Source organism: Roseomonas sp. USHLN139 (genome assembly GCF_037145735.1).
GTDB lineage: Bacteria > Pseudomonadota > Alphaproteobacteria > Acetobacterales > Acetobacteraceae > Pseudoroseomonas.
In genome coordinates, this window is record NZ_JBBCWY010000001.1 from 110,335 (window position 1) to 131,973 (window position 21,639).

At 74.1% G+C, this 21,639-nt stretch carries 16 protein-coding genes and 1 tRNA gene; 13 read left to right on the top strand and 4 right to left on the bottom strand.

What is annotated here, in order from left to right:
* The first annotated feature begins 114 nt into the window (after positions 1 to 114).
* The 5 genes from WFI16_RS00535 to moaB all read left to right on the top strand — a co-directional run bounded on the left by WFI16_RS00535 (position 115) and on the right by moaB (position 7,154).
* The gene (locus WFI16_RS00535; protein WP_419895839.1) at positions 115 to 1,806 is read left to right on the top strand and encodes a lytic transglycosylase domain-containing protein; all 1,692 of its coding nucleotides are present in this window, start codon (positions 115 to 117) and stop codon (positions 1,804 to 1,806) included.
* 258 nt (positions 1,807 to 2,064) lie between these two features.
* Complete coding sequence (locus WFI16_RS00540; protein ID WP_419895840.1) at positions 2,065 to 4,551, top strand: ATP-binding response regulator; 2,487 nt, start codon at positions 2,065 to 2,067, stop codon at positions 4,549 to 4,551.
* Between the two features lie 6 nt (positions 4,552 to 4,557).
* The gene (locus WFI16_RS00545) at positions 4,558 to 4,947 is read left to right on the top strand and encodes a response regulator (RefSeq protein WP_419895841.1); all 390 of its coding nucleotides are present in this window, start codon (positions 4,558 to 4,560) and stop codon (positions 4,945 to 4,947) included.
* Positions 4,940 to 6,610, top strand: a complete 1,671-nt coding sequence (locus tag WFI16_RS00550; RefSeq protein WP_419895842.1) for a diguanylate cyclase — start codon at positions 4,940 to 4,942, stop codon at positions 6,608 to 6,610. The genes WFI16_RS00545 and WFI16_RS00550 overlap by 8 nt, the downstream gene beginning before the upstream one ends.
* Positions 6,611 to 6,620: 10 nt before the next feature.
* Positions 6,621 to 7,154, top strand: a complete 534-nt coding sequence (moaB, locus tag WFI16_RS00555) for a molybdenum cofactor biosynthesis protein B (RefSeq protein ID WP_419895843.1) — start codon at positions 6,621 to 6,623, stop codon at positions 7,152 to 7,154.
* A 171-nt stretch (positions 7,155 to 7,325) separates the two neighbouring features.
* Here the strand turns inward: moaB and WFI16_RS00560 are convergent, their stop codons facing one another.
* From WFI16_RS00560 to WFI16_RS00570, 3 genes are all read right to left on the bottom strand, one after another.
* Positions 7,326 to 8,447 (bottom strand): PA0069 family radical SAM protein, encoded by a 1,122-nt coding sequence (locus WFI16_RS00560; RefSeq protein ID WP_419895844.1) that lies wholly within the window; start codon positions 8,445 to 8,447, stop codon positions 7,326 to 7,328.
* An 87-nt stretch (positions 8,448 to 8,534) separates the two neighbouring features.
* Positions 8,535 to 9,140, bottom strand: coding sequence for a CoA pyrophosphatase (locus tag WFI16_RS00565; RefSeq protein ID WP_419895845.1), 606 nt, complete (start codon positions 9,138 to 9,140; stop codon positions 8,535 to 8,537).
* Positions 9,137 to 9,766, bottom strand: coding sequence for a DUF1285 domain-containing protein (locus tag WFI16_RS00570; RefSeq protein WP_442970649.1), 630 nt, complete (start codon positions 9,764 to 9,766; stop codon positions 9,137 to 9,139). The genes WFI16_RS00565 and WFI16_RS00570 overlap by 4 nt, the downstream gene beginning before the upstream one ends.
* Positions 9,767 to 9,860: 94 nt before the next feature.
* On the opposite strand from WFI16_RS00570, the gene WFI16_RS00575 reads away from it, so the two are divergent.
* The 8 genes from WFI16_RS00575 (at position 9,861) to WFI16_RS00610 (ending at position 20,102) form a co-directional block, all read left to right on the top strand.
* Positions 9,861 to 10,865: an AAA family ATPase gene (locus tag WFI16_RS00575; RefSeq protein ID WP_419895846.1), complete on the top strand. Its 1,005-nt coding sequence runs from the start codon at positions 9,861 to 9,863 to the stop codon at positions 10,863 to 10,865.
* Complete coding sequence (locus WFI16_RS00580) at positions 10,858 to 11,760, top strand: DUF58 domain-containing protein (protein WP_442970615.1); 903 nt, start codon at positions 10,858 to 10,860, stop codon at positions 11,758 to 11,760. Before WFI16_RS00575 ends, WFI16_RS00580 begins: the two co-directional genes overlap by 8 nt.
* Before the next feature lie 18 nt (positions 11,761 to 11,778).
* Positions 11,779 to 14,541: a DUF4159 domain-containing protein gene (locus WFI16_RS00585; protein ID WP_419895847.1), complete on the top strand. Its 2,763-nt coding sequence runs from the start codon at positions 11,779 to 11,781 to the stop codon at positions 14,539 to 14,541.
* Between the two features lie 189 nt (positions 14,542 to 14,730).
* Positions 14,731 to 16,824, top strand: a complete 2,094-nt coding sequence (locus tag WFI16_RS00590) for a hypothetical protein (RefSeq protein WP_419895848.1) — start codon at positions 14,731 to 14,733, stop codon at positions 16,822 to 16,824.
* A 71-nt stretch (positions 16,825 to 16,895) separates the two neighbouring features.
* Positions 16,896 to 17,264, top strand: coding sequence for a hypothetical protein (locus WFI16_RS00595; RefSeq protein ID WP_419895849.1), 369 nt, complete (start codon positions 16,896 to 16,898; stop codon positions 17,262 to 17,264).
* 42 nt (positions 17,265 to 17,306) lie between these two features.
* Positions 17,307 to 17,939 carry an ankyrin repeat domain-containing protein gene (locus WFI16_RS00600; RefSeq protein WP_419895850.1) on the top strand — a complete coding sequence of 211 codons (633 nt, stop codon included), beginning with the start codon at positions 17,307 to 17,309 and terminating at the stop codon, positions 17,937 to 17,939.
* 126 nt (positions 17,940 to 18,065) lie between these two features.
* The gene (locus WFI16_RS00605) at positions 18,066 to 19,970 is read left to right on the top strand and encodes an AsmA family protein (RefSeq protein ID WP_419895851.1); all 1,905 of its coding nucleotides are present in this window, start codon (positions 18,066 to 18,068) and stop codon (positions 19,968 to 19,970) included.
* 49 nt (positions 19,971 to 20,019) lie between these two features.
* Positions 20,020 to 20,102 (top strand) — tRNA-Leu (locus WFI16_RS00610).
* Positions 20,103 to 20,380: 278 nt separating this feature from the next.
* Here the strand turns inward: WFI16_RS00610 and WFI16_RS00615 are convergent.
* The gene (locus WFI16_RS00615; RefSeq protein WP_419895852.1) at positions 20,381 to 21,628 is read right to left on the bottom strand and encodes a hydroxysqualene dehydroxylase; all 1,248 of its coding nucleotides are present in this window, start codon (positions 21,626 to 21,628) and stop codon (positions 20,381 to 20,383) included.
* Positions 21,629 to 21,639 lie beyond the last annotated feature (11 nt).

A 21,639-nucleotide genomic window follows, 5' to 3' on the forward strand; every position in this document is an offset into this window, starting at 1 on the left:
CGTCCGCGCCTCCTGGCCTTTGGCCTGGGCTGCGCGGCGTCGCTTGTGGGGGGGGCTCAGGTCACCGCCCAGGCGCAACGGGCCGGAGAGACCGCCCCCCTTGAGCGGGCTATGATGAGCGTCCCGAACCCCACCCTGTCCGCAGGCGTGGCGGGACTACCGCAACCCCTTGCCCCTTCCGACGCGGCGCGGCTGTCGCGCGTCTTCGCCCTGCAGAAGCAGGGCGACTTCGCCGCGGCCCAGGCCGAGGCCGAGCGTCTGGAGGACCGGCGGCTGATGGGCCATGTGCTGGCCGATCGCTGGCGCCGGGCCGGCGCGCCGGAGCCTTCGGTGCCCGAGCTCTATGCCTGGCTCGCCGAATATGCCGACCATCCGGACGCGGCCTATCTGCACAGCGTGCTGCGCCGCCGCCTGCCGCGCAACGCGCCGCATCCGCCGGCCCCGCCCGACGAGTTCCTGGCCCCCGAGGCCGAGGCGGTGCCGGAGGAGCGCGAGCCGCCCAACCGCGCCGTCAGCCGTGACGCGCGGCTGGACCGCACGGTGCGCTCGGCCGCCGGCGATGGCGATGCCGAGGGCGCGCTGGCCGCGGTCAGCCGCGGCGCCAGCGGCAGCTATGCCGCGCTGCTGCGCGCCGAGGTGGCGCTCGCTTTGTTCCAGAAGGGCCGCGACGAGGAAGGCTACCGCATCGCCGCCGAGGCGGCGCGTGCCCAGCCCGGCCTGGCCTATCCCGCCTTCGTCGCCGGCCTCTCGGCCTGGGGCATGGGCAAGGCCGACCTGGCGCTCGCCCAGTTCGAGGCGGCGGCGCGGGCCGACAGCGCCGCCCCGGCGCTGCGCGCGGCGGCCGCCTTCTGGACCGCGCGGGCGGCGATCCGCACCCGCCGGCCGCAATTGTATGTGCCCTGGATGCTGCAGGCGGCGCAGGAGCCGCGCGCCTTCTACGGCATGATCGCCCGGCGCATCCTGGGCCTCGCCCCCGGCTTCGCCTGGGAGCGCGAGGTGGCCGGCGAGGCCGAGGGCGCGGCGCTGGCCGAGACCGCCTCGGGCTGGCGGGCGCTGGCGCTGCTGCAGATCGGCCAGGGCGAGCGGGCCGAATCCGAGCTGCGCCGGCTCTGGCCGGTGGCGCAGGGCAATCCGGGCCTGTCGCGCGCCATGCTGGCGGTGGCCAGCCAGGCCGGCATGACCGAGCTGGCGGCGCAGGTCGCGGCCCTGGCCCAGACCAGCGACGGCCGGCCGCGCGACTATGACCGCTTCCCGCTGCCGCGGCTGGAGCCGCTGACCGGCTTCCGCGTCGACCCGGCGCTGCTCTACGGCCTAGCGCTGCAGGAGAGCCGCTTCGACGCCCGCGCCGTCTCGCCGGCCGGCGCCCGCGGGCTGATGCAGATCATGCCGGCGACGGCAGCCTATATCGCCAAGGAATCCGGGCTGCGCGGCGGGGCGGCCGGCCGGCTGCACGATCCGGCCTTCTCGATGGAGCTGGCGCAGCGCTACCTGCACCTGCTGACCTCGCGCGAGGTGGTCGATGGCGACCTGATCCGCATGCTGGCGGCCTACAACAACGGCCCCGGCAATGTCGGGCGCTGGGCGCCCAATGTGCGGCACCAGGACGATCCCTTCCTGTTCGTCGAATCGATCCCGGTCGGCGAGACGCGGGTCTTCGTGCAGCGCGTGCTGACCTATTCCTGGATCTATGCCAGCCGGCTGGGCCTGCCCTCGCCCAGCCTGGACGCGCTGGCGGCGGGCAATTTCCCGCGCTTCGGCAACCAGGTGCTGGAAGTGGCCGAGCAGCCGGCCGCGCGGCTGCGCTGAGCGGCGGCCGGGGCTTGCCGCCCCGGCCTCCCGCCCCCGCCTTCCGCCCTGGCCTCCCGCGCCCGCGGCGAGCGGTCGCCGTAAGGGCTTCATTCTCTTTTCCTGGCCCAACCTGTCAAAAAAGACCGCTGTTGCGCGGTTGTGCGGCGCATGCCATCCGGGCCCCGGCGCTGGTCGCGCCGGGTGGTCCGGCCGGGCCGGTCGTGCGATGCCGTGTCGCCGCGCCGCCGCCTCTCTCCGGCCAGGATGGTCCCCCGCATGGTCCAGTTCGCCGCCGCCCGCCGGGTCAGCCTCGCCACGCTGATCGTCGCCGCCACCCTGCTGCTGATCTTCACCGCCGGCGGCCTGGCCGCCTGGCGCGTGCTGGAGGACGGGCGGCAGCAGCGCCTGGCGGTCGATTCCAGCCAGCAGACCACCCGGAGCCTGCTGGAGCTGCGCAATGCCACCTACGATACCCTGGTGCAGCGCAACCTGGTGCTGTCCGGCCCGGGCGGAGAGGCGCCCCGCCAGGCCTTCGAGGCGGCGGTGGAGCAGTTGCGGCAGCGTCAGGCGGCGCTGGCGAAGATGGTGGCGGCGGACGACCCGCTGGCCGGGTCGGCGGCGGTCCTGGCGCGGGGGCTGGAGGTGCTGACCGACCGGCTGCGGCAGACCCTGCAGCTGTCCGGCACCGAGGTGAACCTGCCGCTGCTGCTGCGCGAGGCCAGCCGCGAGCGCGTCCGCCTGACCAGCCTGATCGACGAGATGATCGACCGGGAACAGACCGAGCTGGCCCGGTTCAACCAGGGCTATCTGCACCGGGTCGAGCAGCTGCGCGCCGTCTTCATGCTGCTGCTGCTGAGCGCGGCGATCCTGGCGATCGCCGCGGTCTGGGGGCTGCACCGCCACCTGTCGGCCTCCGCCCTCCGCTATGCCGAGCTGGAAGCCACCAAGCAGGCGACGGACGCCGCCAATGCGGCGCTGGCCGAGAGCCGTGGCCGGCTGCAATCCATCCTCGACCATGCCCGCGACGCCATCCTGCTGGTCGATGCCGAGGAGCGGGTGCAGGTCGCCAACCTGGCCGCCTCCGGGCAGTTCCAGCTGCCCCCGGACGAACTGGCCGGCAGCCGCATCCGCGCGCTGATCCCCGGCTTCGGCGTGCGCGAGGGCGAGGTGCAGGCGCGCCGCGCCGATGGCAGCCTGTTCCCGGCCGAGCTCTCGGTCGGCCGCTACGCCGAGGGCAGCGCCGTCTGCGTGCTGCGCGACGTCACCGAGCGGCACCGGCTGGACGCGCTGAAGAGCGAATTCGTCTCCACCGTCAGCCATGAGCTGCGCACGCCGCTGACCTCGATCCGCGCCTCGCTCGGCCTGGTGATGGGCGGCGTGGTCGGCCAGCTGCCGCCCCAGGCGCGCGACCTGCTCGACATCGCCCACAAGAATTCCGAGCGGCTGGTGCTGCTGGTCAACGACATCCTCGACATCGAGAAGATCGGCAGCGGCCGGCTCGACTTCCAGCGGGAGCGGACCTCGGCGCGCCAGCTGCTGGCGCAGGCGGTCGCCGCCAACCGCGCCTATGGCAGCCAGTTCGGCGTCGAGTTCCTGCTGGAGGAGGAAGGGCCGGACGCGCAGATCTATGCCGATGTGCAGCGCATCCAGCAGGTGCTGGCGAATTTGCTGTCCAACGCGGCGAAGTTCTCGCCGCGCGACGGCAAGGTGGTGGTCGGCCTGGCCGTCGATGCCGGCAACGTCACCTTCAGCGTGCGCGATTTCGGCCGCGGCATCCCGGAGGCGTTCCGCGGCCGCATCTTCCAGCGCTTCGCCCAGGCGGATTCCTCCGACGCGCGGCAGAAGGGCGGCACCGGGCTGGGGTTGTCGATCAGCAAGGCGATCATCGAGCACCATGCCGGCACGATCGGCTTCGAGGATGCCGAGGGCGGCGGCACCCGCTTCTTCTTCTCGCTGCCGCGGCTGGTCGACCGCAGCGTGCCGCCGCCGCTCTCCGGCGCGCCGGGCCGCCGCCGCCGCGCCCTGGTGGTCGAGGACGATCCCGATGTCGGCCCGCTGCTGCAGCGGATGCTGAGCCAGTATGGCTGGGACAGCGAGCTGGCGCGCGATGCGGCGGAGGCGATGGATTGGCTCGACCGCGGCCGGTTCGACGCCATGACCCTGGACCTGATGCTGCCGGACGAGGACGGGCTGTCGCTGTTCCGCCGCCTGCGCCGGCGCGAGGATGGCCGCGCCCTGCCGGTGGTGGTGGTCTCGGCCATCGCCGAGCAGGGGCGGCAGGTGCTGAACGGCGATGCGGTCGGCGTCGTCGACTGGCTGGACAAGCCGGTCGATCCCGCCCGGCTGCGCGCCGCGCTGCGCCACGCGCTGCAGCATCACGGCGGCCCGGCCAGCATCCTGCATGTCGAGGATGATGCCGACATCACCCGCGTCGTCTCCGCCGTGATGGGCGACGCGGCACGGATGGTGCCGGCCGGCAGCCTCGCCGAGGCGCGCGCCGCGCTGGCCCAGCCCGAGCCCTTCGCGCTGGTGATCATCGATGTCGGCCTGCCCGATGGCAGTGGCCTCGACCTGCTGCAGGACATCCGGGCGCTGCAGCCGCCGCCGCCGGTGCTGATCTTCTCCGCCAGCGACATGGATGCCAGCACCACGCGCAGCGTCGCCGCCTCCCTGGTGAAGAGCCGCACCGACAACCGCGCCCTGCAGGGCACCATCCTGAACCTGATCGAGGGCGCACCCTCGGTCCCCGCGACCGAGGCCTGATCCGCCATGACCGAGCCGCTGACCCGCATCCTCTATGTCGAGGACGATGACGACGTGCGCCGCCTGGCCGCGCTGACCCTGCAGGCGATCGGCGGCTTCACCGTCGAGGCCTGCGCCTCCGGGGCCGAGGCGCTGCAGAAGGCGGCCGGCTTCGCGCCGCAGCTGCTGCTGCTCGACGTCATGATGCCGGGCATGGACGGGCCGACCACGCTGGAGCGGCTGCGCCTGCTCGAGGCGACGCGGGCCACCCCGGCCATCTTCATGACCGCCAAGGTGCAGCCGCAGGAGGTGGCGCGCTACCGGGCGCTCGGCAGCATCGACGTCATCTCCAAGCCCTTCGACCCGATGAGCCTCTCCGCCCAGGTGCAGGACATCTGGAGCCGCCGGGATGGTTGAGGCGGCTGGCGGGGCCGGCGCGCTCGAGATGCGCGACGCGCTGCGCCGGCTGCGGGCGGAGGGGGTGCAGCGGCTGGGCGAGCGGGTGCGCGCCCTCGAGGCCGGCTGGAGCGCGCTGCAGGCCCGCCGCCCGCCCTGGGACGCGGCGGCGCAGGCGGCGGTGGGGGAGCTCGCCGCCTCCGTCCACCGGCTGGCCGGCGCCGGCGGTACCTTCGGCTTCCCGGCGCTGTCGGCGGCCGCGGCGCCGCTCGAGCTGATCCTGCTCGGCCTGCGCGACGAGGCGGGCCCGAATCCCGCCCATCTGCGCCAGGCGACGCTGCTGATCGGCGCCGTCGCCGCCGCCTGGGAAGCCGGGCCGGACGGCCGGGACAGCGCCGCCGGCCCGGTCGCCGCCCGCCACCCCGGCGAGGCCGCCGACCCGGTCTTCCTCTTCGCCGAGCCCCGCGAGCGGGCGATGCTCTCCGCCGTCATCGCCAATCTCGGCTATGCGGTGACCCGGCTGCCGGAGGCGGGGGAGGACCCCGCCGCCGGGGCGCCGCCGCGCATCGCCGCGGCCGTGGTGGATGATGCACTGCCCGGCGCGCTGGCGCTCTGCCGCCAGCTGGCCGACCGCGCGCCGCTGGTGCTGCTGGCCGGCGAGAGCGGCTTCGAGGCCCGGCTGCGGGCCGCCCGCGCCGGCGTCGAGGCGGTGGTGCCAAAGCCGCTCGACGTCAACGAGCTGGCCGACTGGCTGGACCATTTCGCCGGCAGCCGCGCCGAGGCCGCGCTGTCGATCCTGGTGGTCGATGACGACGCCCTGCTGGCCGAGGCCTATGCGCTGGCGCTGCGCCAGGCGGGGATGCAGGCCACCGCCCTGTCCGACCCGGCCCGGGCGCTCGCCGCCATCGCCGCCGCGGCACCGGACCTGGTGCTGATGGACATGCAGATGCCCGAGACCGACGGCATCGAGATGGCCCGGCTGATCCGCCAGACCCGCCGCAACCTGTCGCTGCCGATCCTCTTCCTCTCGGCCGAGCAGGACCCGCAGAAGCAGATGCTGGCGCGCCGCCTGGGCGGCGACGACTTCATCCCGAAGCCGGTCGACCTGGACCGGCTGGTCGACCTGGTGCGGCTGCGCGCCGAGCGGGCCCGCGCGCTGCGCGCGGTGATGGAGACCGACAGCCTGACCGGCCTGCTGAACCACGCCCGCTTCAAGGAGCGGCTGGGCCTGGAGCTGGAGCGGGCGCAGCGCCACGGCATGGCGCTGTCCCTGGTCATCCTGGACATCGACCATTTCAAGGCGGTCAATGACAGCCACGGCCATCTGGTCGGCGACCGGGTGATCCGCGGCCTGTCGCGCAGCCTGCAGAAGCGGCTGCGCCGCACCGACGTGATCGGCCGCTATGGCGGTGAGGAATTCGCCATCCTGCTGCTGAACACCGCCCCCGCCGAGGCCGCCGGCATCATCGACGGCATCCGCGCGCGCTTCGCCGAGACCCCCTTCGAGACCGCCGGCGGGCATTTCTTCTCGCGCTTCAGCGCCGGGGTGGCGGGCCTCGACGCCGGCGCGCCGGCGCCATCATCGGGCGAGGCCTTGATCTCCGCCGCCGATGCGGCCCTCTATGCCGCGAAGCGCGCCGGCCGCAACCGGGTGACGCTGGCGCCCGACACCGCGGCCCCCTGAGGAGAAGCCCATGCCGATCGACGAATCGCTGCCCTTCCTGCCGGTCTCGATCGCCATCCTGACCGTCTCCGACAGCCGCGACCTGGCCAGCGACAAGTCGGGCGCGATCCTGGCGGAGCGCATCGGGGGCGCCGGCCACCGCCTGCACAGCCGCCAGATCGTCCGCGACGAGGCCGATGCGATCGAGGCGGTGCTGCGCGGCTGGATCGCCGATGGCGAGGTGGATGTCGGCATCACCACCGGCGGCACCGGCATCACCGGCCGCGACGTGACGCCGGAAGCCTTCGCCCGCGTGCTGGAGAAGGAGATCACCGGCTTCGGCGAGCTGTTCCGCATGCTGAGCTACCAGAAGATCGGCACCTCGACGATCCAGTCGCGCGCCATCGGCGGGGTCGCGGGCGGGACCTACCTTTTCGCGCTGCCGGGGTCGTCGGGGGCGGTGAAGGATGGCTGGGACGATATCCTGCGCTTCCAGCTCGATGCCCGGCACAAGCCGTGCAACCTGGTGGAGCTGATGCCGCGGCTGCAGGAGCACCTGAAGTAAGGCAGGCGGGCAGGGGGCTCTGCCCCCTGCACCCCCGCCGTCAGTTGGCGCCACGAGGCCCGAGGCGGGCCGCCACCGGCGTCCCGCGTTGCTTCGGTGCGTGACGCAAAATGAATGTGGGGGCCTGGGGGCATTCAATGCCCCCAGATCCTTCTCTCTAAAATCGCCTCTCTAAAATAGAGCCAGCTGCCTCCCCTCTCCGGGAAGGAGAGGCGGCGCGAACTGCGAGCAATCCAGCTCCCCCCCGTCGCGCTTCTCCAGCCCCAGGCGGCGCGCGGCGATGCGGAAGCGGGTGGCGAGCATCTCGGCATAGGGCCCGGTGCCCGACATGCGCTGGGCGAAGTCGCTGTCATAGACGCGGCCGCCGCGGGTCTGCCGGACCAGGGAGAGAACCTTGTCGGCGCGGTCGGGCATGTGCTCGCGCAGCCAGTCCTCGAACAGGCCGGCGATTTCCAGCGGCAGCCGCAGCAGCACATAGCCGGCGCGGGTGACGCCGCAGGCGGCGGCGCGTTCCAGGATGCGCTCCAGCTCCATGTCGTTGACCGCCGGGATCATCGGCGCGGCCAGCAGGGCGGTCGGGATGCCGAAGTCGGACAGTTCGCGCAGGGCGGCCAGCCGCCGCTCGGGGGAGGCGGCGCGCGGCTCCAGGATGCGGGCCAGCTTCGGGTCGAGGGTGGTGACGGAGAGGCAGACGCGCACCAGCCGGCGCTCGGCCAGCCGCTGCAGGATGTCGCGGTCGCGCAGCACGCCGGCCGACTTGGTGACGATGGTCACCGGATGGCCGAAGCGTTCCAGCACCTCCAGGATGGTGCGGGTCAGCTTCATCCGCCGCTCGACCGGCTGGTAAGGATCGGTGTTGGAACCCAGCGCGATCGGGCGCGGCGTGTAGCCGGGCTTGCGCAGCTCCTTCTCCAGCAGCGCGCCGACATCCGGCTTGAACAGCAGCCGGGTCTCGAAGTCGAGGCCGGGGGAGAGGCCAAGATAGGCGTGGCTCGGCCGGGCATAGCAATAGACGCAGCCATGCTCGCAGCCGCGATAGGGGTTCACCGCGCGGTCGAAGCCGACATCGGGCGAGCTGTTCCAGGCGATGGCCGAGCGGCTGGCATCGCGAGTCAGGGTGGTGGGCAGCGGCGGCAGCTCGGCGAAGGCGTCTTCCAGGGTCTGCCAGCCATCGTCGAAGGCTTCCAGCGCCAGCCGGTCGAAGCGCACGGCCGGGTTGCCGGTGGCGCCCCGTCCCTTGCGCGCGCCCTCCAGCATGCTGCTGGCCTGGGCGCGGATGCTGCCATCCGGCATGATCCGGTTCCCCTTCCGTTCGCGCCCCGACTCATTCGCCAGGGTCGCCCGGAAGTCAAGAACATCATGCGAACGGAAGCGGTGCCGTCAGGCCTCGCGCAGCAGGGCGGCCAGGCTCTGCATGATCGCCGCCGTCGCGCCCCAGACGTAATGCTCGGCATGCGGCCAGACGAAGAAGTGGCGGCGCTCGCCCTTCCAGATCGCGCTGCGGCGTTCCGGCAGGGCCGGGTCCAGCAGCGGCGCCAGGTCGTATTCGAAGGCCTGCTCCACCTCGTCCGGCGCATTGACCAGGTTCAGCGGCGGCTCCAGCAGCGCCAGCACCGGCGTGACGTGATAGCCGGTGCCGGTCAGGTGCTCCGGCAGGCGGCCGAGGATGCGCGGCAGGCGGGGGTCCAGCCCGACCTCCTCGGCCGCCTCGCGCAGCGCGGCCTGCTCGGGATTCTCGCCCGGCTCGATGCGGCCGCCGGGGAAGGCGACCTGGCCGGCATGGCTGGACAGGCGGGCGGCGCGCAGCGTCAGCAGCAGGGTGGGCTGCGGATGCAGCACGACCGGCACCAGCACGGCGGCGGGGCGGCCCTGCGGCGCGACGCGCTGCGCCGCGGCGCGGGCCAGGCGCACCGGGTCGGAGAGCCGCCGCTCGACCTCGGCCGCGTCCAGCGGCGCGGCCAGCGGCACGGGAAGACCAGCGGTCACTGCGCCAGGGCTGCCTTGCCGGGCACCTCGTCGATCGGGAAGAACACGCCCTCGCTCCAGACGCCCAGCACCTCGCGCCCCTCGACCGTCTCCGGCTCGGCCAGGGCGACGAGCTCGTAGAAGGTGGCGCGGTTGATGCGGGCCTCGAGGCCGGGGCGCACCATCACATAGGGCCGCGGCTCGCGCGAGCGGCGGTCGATGGTGACGCGGATCGGGTGGTCGGCATCGGCCGTCACCATCTCGTCCAGGTTGGTGCGGAAGGTCAGGCATTGCCGCCCCTCGCAGCGCCGCCAGAACACCTCGACGGCGATGAAGGGCGCGTCCTCGACCACGATCGAGCCGCGCTCGGCGGGGGTCTCCAGCCAGTAGCTGCCATCCTCGGCGCGTTGCAGCACCGAGGCGAACAGGCAGACGAGCTCCTTCCGGCCGATCGGGCTGCCCTGGTAGTGCCAGGTGCCATCGCGGGCGATGCGCATGTCGAGCGCGCCGCATTCGTGCCGCGGTCGAGGCGGCCCGCCGGGCTTGCTCCGGGGTTTCGGCGGGGGGGCGCCTTCCTGCGTGCGCAGGCAGGCGGCCTTTTCCATCGCCGATTGTTTCAGTGCTTCGTCCATGCGCCCGGTGGTCATAGGCTTCACCAAGTCTCGCTCCTGGCAGAAGGGGGCGGGCTGGCCATGGCAGGCCGGCTTCCCATATCCGGTCTATATAAGGAGGCGCAGAGGCATGGTTGAAGTGGCAGACCCCACGGATCCGAACTTGCTGGTGGCCGAGGTCGAGGCGCTGGGCCTGCGGCTGGCCCGGGTGCGGCAGGCGGTGGGGCGCGTCATCTTCGGCCAGCCCGAGGTGGTCGAGCAGGTGCTGATCACCATCCTCTCTGGCGGCCATGTGCTGCTGGTGGGCGTGCCGGGCCTCGGCAAGACCAAGCTGGTGGAGACGCTGGGCACCGTGCTCGGCCTGGCCGAGAGCCGGGTGCAGTTCACCCCCGACCTGATGCCGGCCGATATCCTGGGCAGCGAGGTGCTGGAGGAGGGCGCCGACGGCAAGCGTGCCTTCCGCTTCATCAAGGGCCCGGTCTTCTGCCAGCTGCTGATGGCCGACGAGATCAACCGCGCCTCGCCGCGCACCCAATCCGCCCTGCTGCAGGCGATGCAGGAGCGCAAGGTGGCGATGGCCGGCCAGGTGCATCCGCTGCCCGCCCCCTTCCACGTGCTGGCGACGCAGAATCCGATCGAGCAGGAGGGCACCTATCCGCTGCCCGAGGCGCAGCTCGACCGCTTCCTGCTGGAGGTCGAGGTCACCTACCCGGATGCGGCGGCCGAGCGCGCCATGCTGCTGGCCACCACCGGCGCCGCCGAAGCCCGCGCCGAGCCGGCGCTGACCGCCAGCGAGCTGCTCGCGGCCCAGGCGCTGATCCGCCGCATCCCGGTGGGCGAGCAGGTGCTGGACGCCATCCTGGCGCTGGTGCGTGGCGCCCGGCCGGAGACCGCCAGCCTGCCCGCCGTGCGCCAGCACCTGGCCTGGGGCCCCGGGCCGCGTGCTGCCCAGGCGCTGATGCTGGCCTGCCGCGCCCGCGCCGTGCTGGACGGCAGGCTGGCGCCGAGTGTCGAGGATGTGATCGCCCTGGCCGAGCCGGTGCTGCGTCACCGCATGGCGCTGAATTTTTCCGCCCGTGCCGACGGGGTGAAGCTGGCCGATGTGATCGACGCGCTGAAGGCGAGCCTTGGCTAGGCCGGGGGGCTCGCCGCCCGCCGCCGGCATCCCGCCCGCCCTGTCGCCCGCCACGGCGGCGCTGCGCGCGACGGCGCTGGGCAGCCGCCTGCCGCCGCTGGTGGTCGCCGCCGAGCGGGTCGCCGCCACCGTCATGCAGGGCGTCCATGGCCGCCGCCGTGCCGGCCAGGGCGACGCCTTCTGGCAGTTCCGCCCCTATCTGCCGGGCGATGCCGCCAGCCGCATCGACTGGCGGCAGAGCGCCAAGTCGGACCGGCTCTATGTCCGCGAGACCGAGTGGGAGGCGGCGCAGAGCGTCGCCCTGTGGCGCGATGCCGGGCCGGGTATGGCCTGGCGCGGCGGCACCGATCGCCCGGAGAAGGGCGAGCGGGCCGAGCTGCTGCTGCTGGCGCTGGCCAGTCTTCTCCTTCGTGGCGGCGAGCGGGTGCGGCTGCTCGGCGCCCGCCGCGCCTTCGCCGGCCGCGGCGCGCTGCCGGCGCTGGCCGACCTGCTGGGCCGCCACCAGCCTGGCCCGGCCGATGATGCGCTGCCCCGCCATGCCCGCGCCGTGCTGATCGGCGACTTCCTGGCGCCCCTGGAAGACACCCGCGCGGCGGTGGCGGCGCTGGCCGGGCGCGGCGTGCGCGGCCATCTGCTGCAGGTGCTGGACCCGGCGGAGGAGACGCTGCCCTATGCCGGCCGCGTCCGCTTCGAGGCTGCCGGCACGGCGGAACCCGCCTTGCTGCTGCCCCGCGTCGAGGGCGTCCGCGCCCTCTATGCCGAGCGGCTGGCGGCGCACCGCGCCGGGCTGGCCGCCATCGCCGGCGCCGCCGGCTGGTCCTTTGCCACCCACCGCACCGACACGCCGCCCGAGGCGGCGCTGCTGGCGCTGTGGCAGGCCCTGGCACCCGCATAGCATGAGGAGGGGCGGCGCATGACCAGCCTGGGTCCGATCGGCTTCGTCGTGCCATGGCTGCTGCTGGCGCTGCCGGCCCTGCCGCTGATCTGGTGGCTGCTGCGCGTCACCCCGCCGGCACCGCGCCGCCAGGCCTTCCCGCCGCTGCGCCTGCTGCGCGACCTGCCGGCGCCGGAGGAGACGCCCGCCCGCACCCCCTGGTGGCTGCTGCTGCTGCGGCTGGCCGCCGCCGCGCTGATCGTCATCGGCCTGGCGCGGCCGGTCTGGGGGCCGGGGGCGGCGAGCCCGGGCGATGGGCCGCTGCTGCTGGTGGTCGATGACGGTTGGGCCAGCGGCCCCGACTGGCCGGCCCGCATGGCGGCGGCGCAAGGCGCGCTGGAAGGTGCCGCCCGCGCCGGCCGCCGCGCTGCCCTGCTGGCGACCGCGCCGGCCGAGGATGGCAACCCGCCGCGCCCCACCGCGCTGATGCCGGCCGAGGAGCTGCGCGCCCGCCTGGCGGCGCTGCGCCCGAAGCCCTGGGCGCCCGACCGTGCCGCCGCGCTGGCCGGCCTGGCCGACTGGCGCCTGCTCAACGGCGATTCTTTCTCGGCTTTCTACGTGGCTGACAACACCGAACATCAGGCGCAGGGCGACGGCTTCACGCCCCTGGCCACGGCCCTGGCGCAGGGCGGGCCGCTGACGCTGGCCCAGGCGCCCGGCCGCCCCGCCCGCCTGCTGCTGCCGCCGCGCGCCGAGCCCGACCGGCTGCATTTGGCGCTGCGCCAGACCCCGGCGGCGCTGCCGGCCACCGTCGCCATCCTCGCCCGCACCGGCGATGGCCGCGCCCTGGCCCGGGCCGAGATCCCGGTCGCCGCCGGCGCCGATGCCGGCGAGGCCGCGCTCGACCTGCCGATCGAGATCCGCAACCAGATCACCCGGCTGGAGATCGAGGGCGAGGAAAGCCCCGGCGCCGCCGTGCTGCTGGACGAGCGGTTCCGCCGCCGCCCCGTCGGCCTGCTCGGCCCGGCCGAGCAGGGCGCCACCACGCCGCTGCTCGGCCCGCTCTACTATCTCGACAGGGCGCTGAGCCCCTTCGCCGAGCTGCGCCAGGGCAGCGTCAGCCAGCTGCTGTCGCGCCAGCTGGCCGTGCTGGTGCTGGCCGACCGCCCGCTGGCCGAGGGCGAGGAGCGTGCGGCGCTGACCCGCTGGGTCGAGGACGGCGGCACGCTGATCCGCTTCGCCGGCCCCCGCCTGGCCGAGAACCCGGACCCGCTGCTGCCGGTGCGGCTGCGCGCCGGCGAGCGGCAGCTGGGCGGCGCGCTGTCCTGGGAGAAGCCGCAGCCGCTGGCGCCCTTCGCCGACAGCTCGCCCTTCGCGGGGCTTGCCGTCCCGGCCGAGGTCACCGTCGCCACCCAGGTCCTGGCCGAGCCCGGCCCGCTGCTCTCCGACCGCACCTGGGCGCGGCTGGCCGATGGCACACCGCTGGTCACGGCAGCGACCCGTGGCGCCGGGCGCGTCGTGCTGTTCCACGTCACCGCCAATGCCGAATGGTCGAACCTGCCGCTGTCCGGCCTCTACATCGCCATGCTGCAGCGGGTGATCGCGCTCTCCTCCGGCGTCGCCGGGGCCGAGGGCGAGACGCCGCTCGCCCCGCTGGAGACGCTGGACGGGTTCGGCCGGCTCGGCCCCGCCCCCGGCTATGCCGGCGCCATCCCCGCCAACCGTTTTGCCGAGATTCGCCCCGGCCCGCGCCATCCGCCGGGCTGGTATGGCGTGCCGGGCGAGGGCGGCGAGCGCCGCGCGCTCAACCTCTCGGCCAGCCTGCCGCCGCCGCGCGCCCTGGCCGCACCGCCGCCCGGCACCGCGACGCAATCCATCGGCGGGCTGCCGGCCGAGCGCGACCTCGGCCCCTGGCTGCTGGCGCTGGCCCTGCTGCTGCTGGCCGCCGACCTGCTGCTGTCGCTGGTGCAGCGCGGGCTGCTCGGCCGCCGCCTGCTGGCGCGCGCCGGCCTGGCCATGGTTCTTGCCGTGCTGGCGCTGCCGCTGGCCCCCGCCGCGCAGGCCCAGGCCCCGCCACCCGCCCCGCGCGGCCCCGCCGCCGAGATGCCGCTGGCCACCCGCATCGGCTATGTCGCCACCGGCGATGGCGCGGTGGACGAGGTGGTGCGCCAGGGCCTGGCCGGCCTGTCCGACTACGTCAACCGCCGCACTGCCGCGGCGCTGGGCGAGCCGCTGGCGCTGCGCCCCGGCCAGGACGACCTGTCCTTCGTGCCGCTGCTCTACTGGGCGGTGACCGGCGACAGCCCCGACCCCGACGCGGCGGCGCTGGCGGCGCTGAACGAATACATGCGCAATGGCGGCATCATCCTGTTCGATACCCGCGACGAGGGCTCGGGCGAAGGCTATGCCCCCGGCGCCCGCGCTGCCCTGCAGCGCCTGACCCGCGGCCTGGCCATCCCACCGCTGGTCCCGGTCTCCCCCGAGCACGTCCTGACCCGCAGTTTTTATCTGTTGCCCCCCGAGCTCCCGGGCCGCTTCGCCGGCGGCCAGGTCTGGGTCTCGCGCGAGGAGGACCGCGCCAATGACAGCGTCACGCCCGTCATCATCGGCGGCCATGACTGGGCCGGCGCCTGGGCCGTCGATGCCCGCGGCCAGAACCCCTATGCCACCACGCCCGGCGGCGCGCGGCAGCGGACGCTGGCCTATCGCTTCGGGGTGAACCTGGTGATGTACGCGCTGACCGGGAACTACAAAGGCGACCAGGTCCATGTGCCGGCCATTCTCGAAAGGCTGGGGAATTGATTTTTTTTCGGACTGCCGTGTCCACGTGTGGACAGTACGCGAAATGGCCCAGCAGCAGCGCGACCTGCGACGTATCGCATCCCGCCTTTGAACAAGGCAGCGGCAGCCTGACAGAAAAAAGAAGGGGGTTCGGGGGAATTCATTCCCCCGACCTGCCCCTGACCTTCTCCCCGGAAAGGATCTGACCTTATGCGCCAGGCCATTTCCGGTCTCGACTTCGCGCCGATCCTGCCCTGGTGGCTGCTGATCGCCCTGGCGGCGCTGGCCTTGGCCGCGCTGGCCCCTGCGGTGTGGCGTCGCGCCCGTGGTGCGGCCTGGCGCGGCCTGTCCTTCGCCGTGCTGCTGCTGGCGCTCGCCAATCCGCGGCTGGTCGAGGAGACGCGGGAGACGCGGCCAGACATTGCTTTGCTGGTGCAGGACCGCAGCGATTCGGCCCGCATCGGCGGTCGCGGCGCGCAGATGGATGCGGCGCGGGCGGCGCTGGAGGCGGCGGCGGCGCGCTTCCCGGATCTGGAACTGCGCAGCGTCGACCTGCCGGAGGGCGGGCGGCAGGGCACGCGGCTGTTCACCGCCATCGACCGGGCGCTGGCCGATATCCCGCGGGCGCGGCTGGCCGGGGTGATCGCGCTGACGGATGGGCAGGCGCATGACGTGCCGGGACAGCTTGGCTTCCCGGCGCCGCTGCATGTCGTGCTGCCGGGAAGGCCGGGGGAGGTCGACCGCCGCATCCGGGTGATCGAGGCGCCGGGCTACGGCATCGTCGGCCGCAGCGTCGAGCTGCGCGTCGCGGTCGAGGATCTGGGCGCCGAGCAGCCGCAGGGCGGCGCGGTGCGACTGACCTTGCGGCGCGATGGCGCGGCGCCGCGGGTGGAGAGCGTGCCGCTCGGGCGCGAGCACCGCATCACCCTGCCGATCGAGCGCGGCGGCCCCAGCGTCGTCGAGCTTACCGCCGAGGAGCGGCCGGGCGAGGTCTCGACGCTGAACAACCGGGCGGTGGTCACCATCAACGGCGTGCGCGACCGGCTGCGGGTGCTGCTGGTCTCGGGCGAGCCGCATTCGGGCGAGCGCACCTGGCGCCGCCTGCTGAAGGCCGACCCGAATGTCGACCTGGTGCATTTCACCATCCTGCGGCCGCCGGAGAAGGACGACCTGACGCCGCTGAACGAGCTGGCGCTGATCGCCTTCCCGGTGCGCGAGCTGTTCCAGGTCAAGCTGCGCGAATTCGACCTGATCGTCTTCGACCGCTTTTCCAACCGCGGCATCCTGCCGCCGATGTATCTGCGCAACATCGCCGACTATGTCCGCGGCGGCGGCGCGCTGCTGCTGTCGGTTGGGCCGGAATTCACCGGCGCCACCAGCCTGGCGGCGACGCCGCTGGGCAGCATCCTGCCGGCGCGGCCGCTGGCCGGGCGCGGCGCCCTGGCCGAGGGCGCATTCCGCCCGCGCGTCACCGATCAGGGCGCGCGCCATCCGGTGACCCAGGGCCTGGCCGGGGCCAATCTCGGCAATGCCGAGCCCGGCTGGGGCCACTGGTACCGCTACCTGCGCGCCGAGCCGACCAGCGGCCTCTCGGTGATGGACACGCCGGAGGGCGATCCGCTGCTGCAGCTCGACCGGGTGGGGGAGGGGCGGGTGGCGCTGCTGCTCTCCGACCAGATCTGGCTGTGGTCTAGAGGCCATGATGGCGGCGGCCCGCAGGCCGAGCTGCTGCGCCGCGCCGCGCATTGGCTGATGCGCGAGCCGGAGCTGGAGGAGGAGGATCTGGTCGCGCGGATCGAGGGTGGCCAGCTCACCGTCACCCGCCGCAGCGTCGAGGCCGGGCCGCCGCCGGAGATCACGGTGACCGCCCCGGACGGCACGGTGACGCGCGGCCGGCCGACGGCCTCGGGCGGTACCGGCGGGCAGACGGTGCTGGAGCTGCCGGCCGCCATGCCCGGCGTCTGGCAGGCCAGCGACGGCCGGCGCCAGGCCTTCGCCGCCGCCGCCGCGGCCAATCCGCTGGAGATCGCCGATCTGCGCGCCGAGGCCGGCCGGATCCAGCCGCTGGCCGAGGCCAGTGGCGGCGGCAGCCACTGGCTCGGCCGTGGCGAGCGGCCGCAGGTGCCGGAGCTGCGCCGGGTCGCCGCGGGCCGCGACGCCTCGGGGTCGAGCTGGATCGGGCTGCGGCGCAACCAGGACCATCTGGTGACCGGCATCGCCGCGCTGCCGCTGCTGCCGCCCTGGCTGGCGCTGCCGCTGGTGCTCGGCCTGGCACTGGTCGCTTGGCGGCGCGAGGGGCGGTGAACCCTCCGCTGCGTTGCCACGTTGTGAACATCTTCCTGCCGCCCTATCTGCGATCTGGAGGAGTGTCCGCCATGCGTCTTTGCACCGCCGCCGCGCTGACCGCCGGACTCGGGCTGCTGGCCGGCTGCGCCGCGCCCGGGCCGACCCTGGACCAGCGCCTCTCGGCCTTCATCAACCGCCCCGAGGGCGAGCTGGTGGCCGCGCTCGGCGTGCCGACCCGCACCTATGAGGCGGATGGCCGGCGCTTCCTGCAGTTCGAGAGCCAGTCCACCGCGATGGCGCCGCCCGAGCCCTATCCCTACTACCCCTATGGCTATTGGGGCATGCGGCGGCCCTGGATGAGCTCGCCGGGTTATATCGTGGTGCGCTGCGACATGACCTTCGCCACCCGCCAGGGCATTGTCGAAAGCTTTTCCTTCCGCGGCGAGGGCTGCGGCTAACCCCGCTTCGCCCCGCGCCGAAAATGGTCTAGAGAGGTCGCCATGCGCCGTCTCCTGAAGCTCGCCCCGCTGCCCCTCGTCTGCGCCGCCCTCCTGGCCGCCGCCGCCACGCCGGCCGCGGCCCAGTCGCTGCGCGGACCGATGGTGCCGGACAACCTGCCCACCGGCCGCCCGCGCCAGGAGGCACCGGCCCTGCCCGGCCTGGCCGGCCGCAGCCGCGCCCCGGTGATCCCGGCCGAGCCGAACCAGAGCTCGCTCGGCCCCAACGAGGCGCTGTTCGACGCCATCAACCGCGGCGACATGGCGGCCGCCCGCGACGCCATGGCGCGCGGCGCCGACCTGAACGCCCGCAACGTGCTGGGCTTGTCGCCGATCGATTCGGCGGTCGACCAGAACCGCACCGAGATCGCCTTCTTCCTGCTCGCCGCGCGCGGCACCGTGGCCAGCAGCGAGTCCACGGCGCCGCCGCCGCCGCCCAACGCCATGGCCGGCGGCAGCGGCCGCCCGCGCCCGGCGCCGGCCCCGGCTGCCGAGGCGCCGCCGCGCCCCGCCCGCGCCGCGGCCACCCAGCGCGCCACCCCGCCGGCCCCGGCGCCGCGCTACGGCGCCGCCGATGGCGGCGCGCCGCAGCCGGATCGCGGCTTCCTGGGCTTCGACGCCGGCCGGGGGGGCTGAGCCCACCGGCCTTTCCGGCGCCTGATCGCGGCCAGGGGAACACCCCTGGCCGAAACTTTTTCCGCCTCCTTCCGGTTTCCCCCTGCAACGGCGTCAGCGCGGGAGACGCAGCGGAAGGAACCGGCCATGGCATTGCGGCGCATCCTGATCTGGACCGGCATCCCGGTGCTGGCGGTGCTGCTGCTGGTCCTGCTCTGGTCCTGGGCCTGGTTCATCCCGCTGGCCGAGCGGCAGGCCTCCGCCCGGCTCGGCCGCGCCGTCAGCATCGCCGATCTGGATGTCGATCTCGGCCGGGTGACCGAGATCCGGCTGGGCGGGGTGCGCATCGCCAATCCCGAGGGCTTCCCCGAGGAGCCGCCCTTCGCCGCCGTGCAGCAGCTGGCGGTGCGGCTCGACGTCATGGAATTCATCCGCCACCGCCGGATCGTCATTCCCGATATCGCGCTGGAACAGCCGGCGCTGCGGCTGATCCAGAACCCGGACGGCAGGAACAACTATTCCTTCCCCGCCCTGGCCGGCGACCCTGACGCGCCGCCGACCCCGCCCGAGGAGCAGCCGCAGCTGGGCGCGCTGCGCATCCGCGATGGCCGCGCCCAGGTCAGCCTGGCGCAGCTGCAATCCGAGATGCAGGTGGCGATCGCCACCGAGGAGCCCGAGGGCCAGCCCGCCCGCATCCGCGCCACCGCCGAGGGCACCTATGCGCGGCAGCCGATCACCGGCGAGCTGACCGGCGGCGCCGTGCTGTCGCTGCGCAATGCCGAGGACCCCTGGCCGATCAAGCTGGACCTGGCCAATGGCCCGACCAAGGTGGCGCTGGAAGGGACGCTGTCCGATCCGCTGCGCTTCGCCGGGGCGAATATCCGGCTGCGGCTGGAGGGGCCGGACATGGCGCGGCTGACGCCGCTGACCGGCGTGCCGATCCCGCCCACCCCGCCCTATCGCATCGCCGGCCGGCTGGACTACGCCGACCGGGCGATCCGCTTCACCAACATGGAAGGCACCGTCGGCCGCAGCGACCTGAATGGCGACATCGCCGTCACGCCGCGCCCCGATACCCGCCCGCTGGTGGAGGCGACGCTGCGCTCGCGCCGGGTCGATCTTGACGACCTCGGCGGCTTCATCGGCGCCAAGCCGGGCGAGGGGGGCGACCGCCGCCAGGCGGCGCGCGGCCGGGTGCTGCCCGACACGCCGGTCAACCTGCCGAAGCTGGAAGCCGCCGATATCCGGCTGACCTATGACGGCGGCAGCATCCTGGGCAGCGCCATGCCGCTGGACGACCTGCATGCCAAGCTCGACATCGTCGACGGCGCGATCGCCCTGAAGCCGCTGCGCTTCGGCGTCGGGCGCGGCCGCATCGAGGGCAATTTCGATTTCGCCCCGGTCGAGGGCGGCGGCCTGACGGCCAAGGGCGAGGTGCGCTTCCAGCGCGTCGACCTGTCGCGGCTGATGGGGGTGACGCCGCTGGGCGAGGGGCAGGGCGCCATCGGCGGCTCGGCCCGCATTGACACGCGCGGCCGCAGCATCGCCGAGATGCTCGGCCAGGGCGATGGCGCGGTGACGCTCGGCATGGCCGGCGGCAACCTGTCCTCGCTGCTGGTCGATCTGTCGGGGCTGCAGCTGGGCAATGCCATCCTCTCGGCGCTGGGCCTGCCCAGCCGCACCAAGGTGGAATGCTTCATCGCCGATCTCGGCCTGCGCCGCGGCGTGCTGAACACCCGCACCGTGCTGATCGACACCGACAGCTCGCTGATCTCGGGCACCGGCACGATCGACCTGCGGCGCGAGCGGCTGGACTATGCCCTGCGCACCGAGGCGAAGCATTTCACCATCGGGGCGCTGACCACAGATATCGAGATCGGCGGCAGCTTCCGCGACCCCTCGGTGCGGCCCGAGATGCTGGAACTGGGCGCGCGGGCGGGGGCGGCGGTGGGGCTGGGCATCATCGCCCTGCCGCTGGCGATCCTGCCGACGATCCGCTTCGGCATCGGCGAGGACAATCGCTGCGAGGGGCTGGTGCGGCGGGCGCGCTGAGCCGGCTACCTCTTCCGCGCCCGCCGGCCCTGTGGCAGAGAGGCCGCAGGCGGGCGTGGCGAAACGGTAGACGCAGCAGACTTAAAATCTGCTTCCCCCCGGGGAGTGCGGGTTCGAGACCCGCCGCCCGCAATCCCCGGCAGCGGGGAAGGTGGTCAGTCGGCGCCGTGCAGGCGCGGCAGGCCCTTCGGCCAGGACAGCTCCATCAGCGAGCGGGCATAGAGTCCACCCCCAACCAGGGCGGCGAGAACGAAGACGAAAATCATGTCGGACATGGGTAGGCCCCTTGATCCTTTCGGGCGCCGCGATGCTGCGGCCGCAGACCGAATGTAGGGTGGCCGGGGGGCCGGCACCGCTGCGCATTTCGCAGGTGCAGCATGGGCTAATGCATGGCTTTCCAGCCATGCGTCCTACGCGTGGCCGAAGGCCCGGGCTGCGCGGCGGCCGGAGCGCACCGCGGCTTCCAGCGTCGCGGGCAGGGGCGGTCCCATCCAGTCGCCGGCCAGCGCCAGGTGATGCAGCGGCCGCAGCGGCGGCGGGCCGCTCCGCTCGACACCATGCAGCGGCGTGGCGCGCTGCTCGCGCACCAGACGGCAGGGCGGCGGCGCCTCGGGCCATTCGCCGGGCAGCGCGGCGGCCAGGGCGGCGCGGCGGATCTCCGCCCAGACCTGCGGCACCAGCGACTCGCCGCTCTGGCGCAGCGCAGCGCTGATCGTCACCGAAGCGGTGCCGGGCCGCAGCAGCAGCCATTGCGCGGCGCCGCCGAGCAGGCCGACAAACCGCAGACTGTCGGCTCCGTCATGCTGGAAATGCATGTTCATGATCGGGGCATGCATCGGCGGCACGGCGAGGCCGGGCAGCAGCCGCGCCGCCTCCCAGGGTGGCAGGGCCAGGATGGCGGCACTGCCGCGGCCCAGCGGCACGGCGCCGTCGCCGAACACCAGGGCGGTGGCGTGGCGGCCCTGCCGCTCGATGCCGCGCAGCCTGTGGCCGAGCCGCAGCCGCACCCCTTGGCGGCCGAGGGCGGCCAGCGCCGGCTGCACCAGATCGGGCCCTAGCCCCGCGCGCGCCACGAACAGCCGGCCGGCGCCGGGCGCGGCCAGGCGGCGCAGCACCGGGCCCAGCCAGGACAGCCCGGCCTCGGCGACCGGCGTGTTCAGCGCCGCCAGCACCAGCGGCTCGACGAAGCCGCGCAGCAGCGCCGGATGGCCGCGGAAGGCTTGCGCCACCGTGCCGTCGCGGAACGGCAGCCCGGCCCGCGCCAAGGCCAGGAAGCCGGCGCCGGTCAGGCCGGGCGGGCGCCGCGCCGGGTCGCGCCAGTGCCGCGCATCCAGCGCCACCTGGCGCAGCGCGCCGCTCTCCAGGTCGAAGACCGGCAGGCCGGCCGGCTCCGGCTCGACCCAGCCGGACCGGGCGCCGATGGCGTCGAGGAAATCCAGCGCCGCGGTATTGGCGCCGAGCAGCACATGGGTGCCGTTGTCGCCGCCATCCGGCAGGGCGCGGGCGCGGCCGCCGGCAAAGCCGGTCGCCTCGTGCAGGGTGACGGCATGGCCGCGCGCCGCCGCCTCCAGCGCCGCGGCCAGCCCGGCCAGGCCGGCGCCGACGACATGCAGCGACGCGGCCGGGCCCGGGCCGCTCTCGTCGGTCTCCGCTTTCACCGGCCCCAGCT